This is a genomic window from Brevundimonas sp. CURTG3B2_SDJG, from assembly GCF_057364705.1.
The window spans coordinates 1-9,838 of sequence record NZ_JBNFOJ010000101.1; the positions used below are offsets into that span (position 1 = coordinate 1).

Here is a 9,838-nt window from a genome sequence, read left to right on the forward strand (position 1 = left end):
CAGACCGGCTGCTCCAGGCCGGGCTGGACGCCCGCACGCCGGTCGCGGTGGTGGAGCGCGGCACCCTGCCGGACCAGCGCGTCCTGGCGGGACGGCTGGACGGGCTGGCCGACCTGGTCCGTCGCGAGGCCGTGGCCAGCCCCGCCCTGCTGATCATCGGCGAGACCGCGTCCTGGGCGCGCGCCGAAACGGCCGCCCTCGCGGAGGCGGCGGCGTGAAGATCCTGACCGCCAACCGCCTGTCCGACGGCCGGGTGATCTACGCCGGACCCGCCGGCGCGGCCGTGGAGAGCCTGACGCTCGCCGAACGTCTCGACGAGGCGGCGGCGGAGAAGGCCCTCGAGCGCGCCCTGGCCCAGCCCCAACTCTTCGTCGGTCCCTATCTGGTCGAGATCGGCGACGGCGGCCGTCCGGCCGGGACCGGCTGAAGGAGACGCTGCGGGCGTCCGGCCCCAGCGTCGGCCACAGCCTGGACGCCGCCTGATGTACCGCTACGACGAATTCGACGCCGCCCTGGTGCGCGAGCGGATCGCGGAGTTCAGCGATCAGGTCGCGCGGCGGATGAACGGCGACCTGACCGAGGACGCCTTCAAGCCGCTGCGGCTGATGAACGGCGTCTATCTGCAGTTGCACGCCTACATGCTGCGCGTCGCTGTGCCCTACGGGGTGATGAGCAGTCGGCAGCTGCGCCGTCTGGCCCGCATCGCCCGCGTCTACGACAAGGGCTACGGCCATTTCACCACCCGCACCAACATCCAGTACAACTGGCCGGCGCTGAGCGACCTTCCCGCGATTCTGGCCGAGCTGGCCGAGGTCGAGATGCACGCCATCCAGACCTCCGGCAACTGCGTTCGCAACGTCACCACCGACGTCTTCGCCGGCTGCGCCGCCGACGAGATCGAGGACCCCCGCCCCTGGTGCGAACTGATCCGGCAGTGGTCGACCTTCCACCCCGAGTTCTCGTTCCTGCCGCGCAAGTTCAAGATCGCGGTGATCGGCGCGCCCGAGGATCGCGCGGCGATCCGGACCCACGACGTGGGCCTGCAGATCGTCAAGACTGCGGATGGCCGAACCGCCTTCCGGGTCTTCGTCGGCGGCGGCCAGGGACGCCTGCCTCATATCGCCCAGGAGATCGCGCCCGAGGTGCCGGCCGAGGACCTGCTGGCCTATCTGACCGCCATCCTCAGGGCCTGGAACCTGCTGGGGCGCCGGGACAACATCCACAAGGCGCGGATCAAGATCCTGGTCGCCTCGCTGGGACTGGACGCCTTCCGCGAGGAGGTGGAGCGGCATTTCGCGACCCTGCGGCGCGAGGCGCTTCGCGTGCCCGAGGCGGAGGTCGAGCGCATCCGCGCCTACTTCGCCCTGCCGCCGTTCCAGGACCTGCCGCGGACCAGCGACGCCTTCGACCGGCGCGTCCTGACCGATCGCGCCTTCGCCCGGTTCGCGCGCAACAACGTGCGGCCCCACAAGCAATCGGGCTACGCTTCGGTCACCGTCTCGCTGAAGCCGCGCGGCGGCGTGCCCGGCGACATCACCGCCGACCAGATGGACGGCGTCGCCGACCTGGCGGAGACCTACGCCTTCGACGAGGTGCGCGCCGCCTACGAGCAGAACCTGGTCCTGCCGCACGTGAAGCTGGACGACCTTCCGACCCTCTGGGAGCGCCTGGTCGAACTGGGCCTGGCGACGCCGAACGCCGGCCTGGTCACCGACATCATCGCCTGCCCCGGACTGGACTACTGCTCGCTGGCCAACGCCCGTTCCATCCCGGTCGCCCAGGCCCTTTCCGAGCGGCTCGCGGACCCGGACTTCCAGGAGCGGCTGGGCCCCGTGCGGGTCAATATGAGCGGCTGCATCAACGCCTGCGGCCACCACCACGTGGGCCACATCGGGGTGCTGGGGGTCGATCGGAAGGGCGAGGAATACTATCAGATCACCCTGGGCGGTTCGGCCGACGAGACCGCCGCCCTGGGCGAGATCGTGGGCCGCAGCCTGCCGGGCGACGAGGTCGCGCCGGCGGTCGAGCGCGCGCTCAACCGCTACCTGGACATTCGCAACGAGGGGGAAGCCTTCCTCGACGTCGTCCGCCGCGCCGGCGTCGAGCCGTTTCGGCAGGCCATCTACGAGGACCATGATGCAGTGGCTTGAACAGGCGCCCGAGGGTCTGCGCCTTCCCGTTGGCAGTCCCTTGGACGAGGTCGAGGCGGCCGCGAGCGGCGCCGAAGTCGTCATCCTGGAGTTCGACGCCTTCCGGGACGGGCGCGGCTTCTCGCTGGCCTCGGTCCTGCGCGAGCGGGGCTTCCGCGGACGCCTGGTCGCGGACGGCCGTCTGCTGCCGGACCAGGCCCGGCACCTGCGCCGCACCGGCTTCGACGCGGTGGTCGTGGGCGCCGACGCCGACCTCTCGGCCTGGCGACGGATGGACGAGGCCTTCAGCGGCGCCTATCAGCCGGCGGCGGACCCGGAGCCCCCGATCTGGACGCGGCCCGGGCGGCGAACCGTCGAGACCTCTCCCGCGTGGCCCGCGCCGCGCATCACTCAAGGCGTGGCGGACGGTTTCAACGCGCAGATCGGCAAGACGGACCCCCAGGCCATCCTGTGGCTCGCCTTGAAGGACAACCAGGGCCTGCGCCCGGCGGTCCTCTCCTCCTTCGGCGCGGAGGCGGCGGTGCTGCTCTCCTTCGTCGCCCGCATCGACCCCGCGACCCCGGTCGTCTTTCTGGACACCGGCATGCACTTCCTCCAGACCTTGGCGTACCGGGACCTGATCGCCCGGCATTTCGGTCTGAAGGACCTTCGCATCGTGACGCCCTCCGAAACGGAAAGCGCCGACGAAGACCCCTCCGGCGCCCTGTGGCGGTCGGACCCGGACGCCTGCTGCGACCTGCGCAAGGTCCGGCCGCTGGACCGGGCCCTGGAGGGGATCGACATGCTGATCACCGGCCGCAAGCAGCACCAGACCCGCGAACGCGCCGGGATGAAGCCGTTCGAGCTGTTCGAAGGACGGATCCGGGTCAATCCGCTGCTGGCCTGGTCGCGCGAGCAGATCGACGCCCGTTTCGAGATCGAAGGCCTGCCCCGCCATCCGTTGAGCCTGCACGGCTATCCGTCGATCGGCTGCTGGCCCTGTACGCGGCCCGTCGAGGCGAACGAGCCGGCGCGCATGGGCCGCTGGTCGGGCGCCGCCAAGACCGAATGCGGCATCCATCTGGGCCGCCGCATCGCCCCCGCCGCCTGAGCCGGCCTCCCTCTTCCCTTCGAGACCTCCCGTGACGTCCCATGCTTCCGTCATCGACCTGATCGGTCGGACACCGCTCATCCGCCTGAACCGCCTGTCCGAAGCGACGGGCTGCGAGATCCTGGGCAAGGCGGAGTTCCTGAATCCCGGCCAGTCCATCAAGGACCGCGCCGCCCTGTCCATCATCCAGCGCGCCCGGGCCTCGGGCCAGCTGCGGCCCGGCGGAACCATCGTCGAAGGCACCGCCGGCAACACCGGCATCGGCCTCAGTCTGGTCGGCGCCGCCCTGGGCCATCCCGCGGTCATCGTCATGCCGCGCACCCAGTCCGAGGAGAAGAAGCAGGCCCTGCGCTCCGTCGGCGCCCAGCTGGTCGAGGTCGACGCCGCGCCCTACTCCAGCCCCTGCCACTTCGTGCACCACTCGGCCCGCTTGGCCAAGGAGCTGGATTCCACCCTGCCGAACGGGGCCTTCTGGGCGAACCAGTTCGACAACCTCTCCAACCGCCTGGCCCACTACGAGGGCACGGCGCCGGAACTGTGGGAGCAAACCGGAGGACGGATCGACGGCTTCGTCAGCGTGGTCGGCTCGGGCGGCACCCTGTCGGGGGTCGGGACCTTCCTCAAGGAGCGGGACCCGACCATCCAGGTCGCCCTGGCGACCCCGCCGGCGCGTCGCTGTTCAACTGGTTCACCCGGGGCGAGATGTCCTCGGAAGGGACCTCGATCACCGAGGGCATCGGCGTGGGGCGGATCACCGGCAATCTGGAGGGCTTCACGCCCGACCACGCCTTCCGGGTGGAGGACGCCGAGTTCCTTCCCGTGCTCTACGACCTGGTCCAGCATGAGGGCCTGTCCCTGGGCGGCTCTAGCGGAGTCAACCTGGTCGGCGCCCTGCGGCTGGCCGAGCGGCTGGGGCCGGGCAAGACCATCGTGACCTTCCTGTGCGACCCCGGAGGGCGCTACGCCTCGCGCCTGTTCAATCCGGAGTTCCTGACCGCGCGCGGCCTGCCGACGCCGCCGTGGCTGAGCGCGCCCGCCGCTTCATGACCGACTTCCTCCTGTTCGCGGCGGTGGGCTTCGCGGCCCAGATCGTCGACGGCGCGCTGGGTATGGCGTTCGGCGTCATCTCCTCGACGCTGCTGCTGAGCCTGGGCACGCCCCCGGCGGCGGCCTCGGCGAGCGTCCACGCCGCCAAGGTCTTCACCGGCACGGCGTCGGGTGTGTCCCACCTGGTCCACGGCAACATCCGCTGGCCTCTGTTCTGGCCCCTGGCCCTGGGCGGGGTCATCGGCGGCGTCGCCGGGGGCGTGCTGCTGACCTCGGTGGACGGCAAGGCGATCAAACCGTTCGTGCTGGCCTGGCTGGCCTTCATGGGCCTGGTGATCCTGGTCCGCGCCTCGCGCGAGATCCGCCTTCGCCCGACCCCGGCCGTCGGCGCCGCGCCGCTGGGCGTGCTGGGCGGCTTTCTCGACGCCCTGGGCGGAGGCGGCTGGGGCCCCGACGGTGACCACGACCCTGGTCCGGCGTGGGTGAACCGCCGCGTCAGGCGGTCGGCACCGGCAACGCCGCCGAGGCCGTCGTCGCCACGGCGGTCTCCACCACCTTCCTCACGGCGCTGCTCACCGGCCACTGGAGCGATCTGGCCGACATCCGGCAGTACGCGGCCTCGATCGCAGGCCTGATCCTGGGCGGAGTGGTCGCCGCCCCCCTGGCGGCGCGGATCGCCAAGGTTCTGCCGCTGCGGCCGTTCGCCGGACTGATCGGCCTGCTGATCCTGACCCTGGCGGCGATCCAGCTGATCGGCCCCCTGCTCAAGGCCTGACCAGGAAGACAGAAAAACTAGGCCACCCAAGCCACAGATCGCCCCCATCATGGCAGGCGGGATAGTTTTTCTTACAGGCTTCGCCAGATAATCCCGTTTGCGGAAGCGTGACCGCCGCCCCAAGCCGATCTCGACGCATTTTCGCGCCGAGGACGCCATGACCCGCCCATCCGCCGACCGAGTCCGCCTGACGACCTCCGCCGCCGCGGCGCTGGCCTGCCTGGGGATGGCGGGCGGCGCCTGGGCCGAGCCGGATCCGGAACCCGCGCCGCAGGAGAGCGTCGCCAGCATCGGCGACATCGTCGTCACCGCCCGCCGCCGCGAAGAGCGCGCCCAGGACGTCCCCATCGCCCTGACGGTGGTCAACGAGGAGCTTCTGGACCGGACCGGCGCCTACAACATCGCCCAGGTGACCCAACTGGCCCCCACGGTCCAGCTGCTGTCGTCCAATCCCAGGAACACCGCCGTCAGCATCCGGGGCCTGGGCGCCAGCTACGGCCTGGCCAACGACGGTCTGGAGCAAGGCGTCGGGATCTATGTCGATCAGGTCTATTACGCCCGCCCCGCCTCGGCGACGCTGGACTTCATCGACATCGACCGGATCGAGATCCTGCGCGGGCCGCAAGGCACCCTGTTCGGCAAGAACACCACCGCCGGCGCCCTGAACATCACCACCCAGTCGCCCAGCTTCGAGCCCCAGGGTCGCGTCGAGCTGACGATCGGCGACCATGGCTTCCAGCAGGCCAAGGCGACCTTCACCGGGCCGATCGTCGGCGATGTGCTCGCCGGCAGCCTGTCGGTGGTCTCCACCCGCCGCGACGGCCTGCTCCAGAACGTCACGCCGGCCGCGCCCAGAACGCCCAGGACGCCCTGGGCTGCGGGGGCAGCTGCTGTTCGAGCCGAACGAGCGACTGAGGATCCGCCTGTTCGCCGACTACGCCGACCTGACCCCGGACTGCTGCACCCAGCTTTATGTGACCGCGGGGGCGACCCTGAAGCCGGCGGCCCAGCAGTACGCGGCCCTGGCGGCGGGACGCGGCTACGCGCCGCCCAGCACCAATCCCTACGACCGGCTGGCCGACGCCGACGGCGCCATCCGCGCCGACCAGATTCACCGGGGCGTCTCGGCCATCGTGGACTACGACTTCGGCTTCGCCACCCTGACCTCGGTGTCCGCCTGGCGGGCCTGGGACTGGGGCCCGCGCAACGATCGCGACTACACCGCCCTGGACATCGTCCGCCGGTCCGAGAACCCGTCCTGGCAGGACCAGTGGAGCCAGGAGCTGCGCCTGTCCTCCAATGGCTCCAGCCGCTTCGACTGGACCGTCGGGCTCTACGCCTTCCACCAGGCGGTCGAGACCCACGGGGTGACCGAGTACGGGCGCGACGCCTCCTACTGGCTGCTGCCTGCCGGAACGCCGGACGCCCTGCTGAACGGCTACACGGTGTTCAACGACTCACGGATCGAGACCGACTCCCTCGCCGTCTTCGGCCAGGTGACCTGGCACGTCACCGACCGGCTGCACGTCACGCCGGGTCTTCGCTACACTTATGAAGAAAAGGCGGGCCGCTACCAGAACACCACCACGGGCGGGCTTGCGACGACCGACCCCGTCCTGATCTCGCGCCGGCTCGGCATCGCCCGCCCCCAGGCCTACGACGCCGCCTTCACCGACGAGGACCTGTCCGGCCAGCTGGCCGTTTCCTACGACCTGACCCCCGACGTGCTCGCCTACGCCAGCTTCGCGCGCGGCTACAAATCCGCCGGGATCAATATGGCGGGCATCCCCAATCTTCCCGATGGAAGCCCGGCGGTGAACAACGCCGTCGTGCGGCCCGAAGTGGTCACCACCTGGGAGCTGGGCCTGAAGGTCCAGGCCTTCGACCGACGCCTGACCGCGAACTTCGCCGCCTACCGTAGCGACGTCGAGGACTATCAGACCAACGTCGTCGACACCGGTCCGGGCGCCCTGCGCGGCTATCTGGCCAACGCCGAGAAGGTCGAGATCCAGGGGATCGAGGTCGACGCCTTCGCCCGCCCGAACGCCTACCTCGATCTGTTCGCCAACATCGCCTGGTCGGATGCGATCTACGCCTCATTCGCCAACGGCCCCTGCCCGCTCGAGCGGCTTGGGTCGACCACCGTGGCCTGCGACCTCAGCGGTCAGGACCTGCCGGGCGTCTCGCCCTGGGCCGGGGCGCTGGGCGGCGAACTGCACCGCCAGATCGGTTTCGCCCAGGGCTCGGGCGAGGCCTACTTCGGCGCCGAGGCGTCGTTCCGCTCCAGCTACAACTCCGACGCCTCGGTGTCGCGCTACACCGAGATCGACGGCTACACCCTGCTGAATCTCCGCGCCGGCTTCCGCGCCGACAACGGCTGGGAGGCCTTCGTCTGGGTGCGCAACGCCCTGAACGAGGACTACCTCCAGTTCGTCAGCCTGCAATCGGGCAACTCCGGCCTGGTCGTCGGCAATCCGGGGGACCCGCGCACCTTCGGCGTCACGGTGCGCGCGAGCTTCTGAGTTGCGCCCGCGCGCCGGACGCCGCATCTGGCGCGTATGCCCGTCTCGCCCGACTACCGCCCGGAACCCCGCTTCTTCGACCTGGGAGACGAGTACGGCGACGCGGTGCGAGCGGCGGACTTCCCGCAGGCCGTCCTGCGCTTCCGCAACGACCGCGCCGCCGCCGGGGTCGGCCTGGCCTCGCTGACCGACGCCGAATGGATCGCCCATTTCGGCCGTTTCGAGCCGCTGCCCGGACAGCCCGGTCCGGTGGCGATGCGGTATCACGGCCACCAGTTCCGCACCTACAACCCGGACCTCGGCGACGGCCGCGGCTTCCTGGCGGCGCAGCTGAGGGACGGCGAGGGCCGGTTGCTGGACCTGGGGACCAAGGGGTCGGGCAGGACGCCCTGGTCGCGCACCGCCGACGGACGGCTGACCCTGAAGGGCGGCGTGCGCGAGGTGCTGGCCGCCGAGATGCTGGAGACCCTGGGCGTCCCCACCAGCCGCGCCTTCAGCCTGATCGAGACCGGCGAGGCCCTGGAGCGCGGCGACGAGCCGTCCCCCACCCGCTCGGCGGTGCTGGTGCGGCTGTCGCACAGCCACATCCGGTTCGGAACCTTTCAGCGGGCGGCCTGGTTCGGCCGCGCCGACATGGTCGAGGCCCTGGTCGAGCACGCCCGCGCTCTCTACCACCCCCAGGTCGCCAGCGGGGACGCGCCCGGCTTCCTGGCCGCCGTAGTCCAGGCTTCGGCGCGTCTGACGGCGCGCTGGGTCGCCGCCGGCTTCGTCCACGGCGTCCTGAACACCGACAATCTGAACGTCACGGGCGAAAGCTTCGACTACGGCCCCTGGCGCTTCCTGCCGTATTACGAACCCGGTTTCACCGCCGCCTATTTCGACCAGACCGGCCTCTACGCCTTCGCTCGCCAGCCCGAGGCCGTGTTCTGGGCCCTGACCCAGCTGGGCGGCGCCCTGAAGCTGGTCGCCGACGCCGGCCCGCTGACCGACGCCCTGAACGGCTTCGGCCCGGCCTACATCCGCGAACTGCGCGCCGCCTTCCTGGAGCGGCTGGGCGTGCTGAGCCTCGGCGAGGCCGCGGACCAGCGCCTGCTGGACACGACCCTGGCCCTGCTGCGCGAGGGCGGCGAGGGCCTGCGGTGGGAGCCCCTGTTCTTCGACTGGTTCGGCGGCTTCGCCTCTTCGGCCCGGGCGCTGGGCGGCCCCCGCGGCAAGCTCTATCAGGGCGAGGCCTTCGACGCCTTCCGCTTCGCCCTGTTCGAACATCAACCGGATCGGCCCGAGCGGCTGGAGCGTCCCGCCTTCGCCGCTCCCCAGCCGGAAGAGATGCTGATCGACGAGGTCGAGGCGATCTGGGCCGCGATCGACCAGGGCGACGACTGGGCGCCCTTCCGGGCCAAGCTGGACCGCCTCGCCGCCGCGCGGGCCGCCAAGGCCTAGGCGCGCGCTCCGGCCCTTCGTCATCCTCGGGACAAGCCCGGAGGGTGACGGAGCGTGGTGCGGATTAAGCCATCCGCACTAACCCAGCGGCGACGCGGCACAAGGAAAGTTTCCTTGGCATGATGTAAAAGACACTTGACTCAACCCCGGCCTTCTTTGTAAAGCAACCTTGTCACAACGACAGGGAGGCTTGTCATGCACACCGAAACGACCCCGGCGAAATCGAACTGGACCCCAGGCCAGGGGGACGCCGCCGTCTTCCTGCTGCTGATGGTGGTCCTGGTCTCGGACATGCCCGAGCCGATCCCCTTCTGGCCGCAGTCGTGGGGCCACGCGCCCTCGGTCGGCGCGGTGATGCTGATCGTCGCCCTCGTCGTCGCCCTGGCCCGCTTCGGCGACCGCCTCGGCTTCCACGCGGAGCAAGGCCGATGACCCCGGTCACGACCAGCGGCCTGCGCGACCGACGCCTGGAGAAGAACCTCACTCAGGCCGAACTGGGCGACCGCCTCGAGGTTTCGGTCCGGACCGTCCGGGCCATCGAGACCGGCCGGTACGCGCCGTCGGTCACCCTGGCCTGCCGGATCGCCCGCATCCTGGACCAACCCGTGGAAACCCTCTTCCAGCCCTGAGCCTCCGGCTCGTCCCTTCCGGGCCCCGGCCCGACAGACAACCCCGACAAGGAAACAAGACCATGACCGCCAGCACCATTCTGGGGCGCGCCGCCTCATGCCTGGAAAGCTTCGCCGCCGGCCTGTGCCTGGCCCCCTCATCGCCAGCGCCGCCCTGTTTCGCCGCCGAGGCGCAGGCGGCCCCC

9 protein-coding genes and 3 pseudogenes are annotated in these 9,838 nt (G+C 70.7%); all 12 read left to right on the plus strand.

Annotated features, from left to right (window positions below; translation table 11 throughout):
- Positions 1-218 (plus strand): annotated as a pseudogene (locus tag AC2W7C_RS08555) (siroheme synthase CysG); the annotation flags it as partial.
- Complete coding sequence (locus tag AC2W7C_RS08560) at positions 215-427, plus strand: DUF2849 domain-containing protein (protein WP_486001055.1); 213 nt, start codon at positions 215-217, stop codon at positions 425-427. The pseudogene AC2W7C_RS08555 and the gene AC2W7C_RS08560, both read left to right, overlap by 4 nt.
- 55 nt (positions 428-482) lie before the next feature.
- On the plus strand, positions 483-2,150 hold the full coding sequence (locus tag AC2W7C_RS08565) for a nitrite/sulfite reductase (protein WP_486001056.1): 1,668 nt from the start codon (positions 483-485) through the stop codon (positions 2,148-2,150).
- Positions 2,134-3,240, plus strand: coding sequence for a phosphoadenylyl-sulfate reductase (locus AC2W7C_RS08570; protein ID WP_486001057.1), 1,107 nt, complete (start codon positions 2,134-2,136; stop codon positions 3,238-3,240). Before AC2W7C_RS08565 ends, AC2W7C_RS08570 begins: the two co-directional genes overlap by 17 nt.
- A 31-nt stretch (positions 3,241-3,271) precedes the next feature.
- Positions 3,272-4,287: pseudogene (locus AC2W7C_RS08575) on the plus strand (cysteine synthase A).
- On the plus strand, positions 4,284-4,922 hold the full coding sequence (locus tag AC2W7C_RS08580) for a sulfite exporter TauE/SafE family protein (protein WP_486001063.1): 639 nt from the start codon (positions 4,284-4,286) through the stop codon (positions 4,920-4,922). The pseudogene AC2W7C_RS08575 and the gene AC2W7C_RS08580 overlap by 4 nt, the downstream one beginning before the upstream one ends.
- Before the next feature lie 11 nt (positions 4,923-4,933).
- Positions 4,934-5,062: a hypothetical protein gene (locus AC2W7C_RS08585; protein ID WP_486001058.1), complete on the plus strand. Its 129-nt coding sequence runs from the start codon at positions 4,934-4,936 to the stop codon at positions 5,060-5,062.
- A gap of 226 nt (positions 5,063-5,288) precedes the next feature.
- Positions 5,289-5,663, plus strand: a pseudogene (locus tag AC2W7C_RS08590) (TonB-dependent receptor plug domain-containing protein); the annotation flags it as partial.
- Between the two features lie 175 nt (positions 5,664-5,838).
- Positions 5,839-7,584, plus strand: a complete 1,746-nt coding sequence (locus AC2W7C_RS08595) for a TonB-dependent receptor (RefSeq protein WP_486001059.1) — start codon at positions 5,839-5,841, stop codon at positions 7,582-7,584.
- A gap of 36 nt (positions 7,585-7,620) precedes the next feature.
- Positions 7,621-9,024 carry a protein adenylyltransferase SelO gene (locus tag AC2W7C_RS08600; protein ID WP_486001060.1) on the plus strand — a complete coding sequence of 468 codons (1,404 nt, stop codon included), beginning with the start codon at positions 7,621-7,623 and terminating at the stop codon, positions 9,022-9,024.
- A 195-nt stretch (positions 9,025-9,219) separates the two neighbouring features.
- Complete coding sequence (locus tag AC2W7C_RS08605) at positions 9,220-9,456, plus strand: hypothetical protein (protein WP_486001061.1); 237 nt, start codon at positions 9,220-9,222, stop codon at positions 9,454-9,456.
- Positions 9,453-9,653, plus strand: coding sequence for a helix-turn-helix transcriptional regulator (locus AC2W7C_RS08610; protein ID WP_486001062.1), 201 nt, complete (start codon positions 9,453-9,455; stop codon positions 9,651-9,653). The genes AC2W7C_RS08605 and AC2W7C_RS08610 overlap by 4 nt, the downstream gene beginning before the upstream one ends.
- Positions 9,654-9,838: the final 185 nt, after the last annotated feature.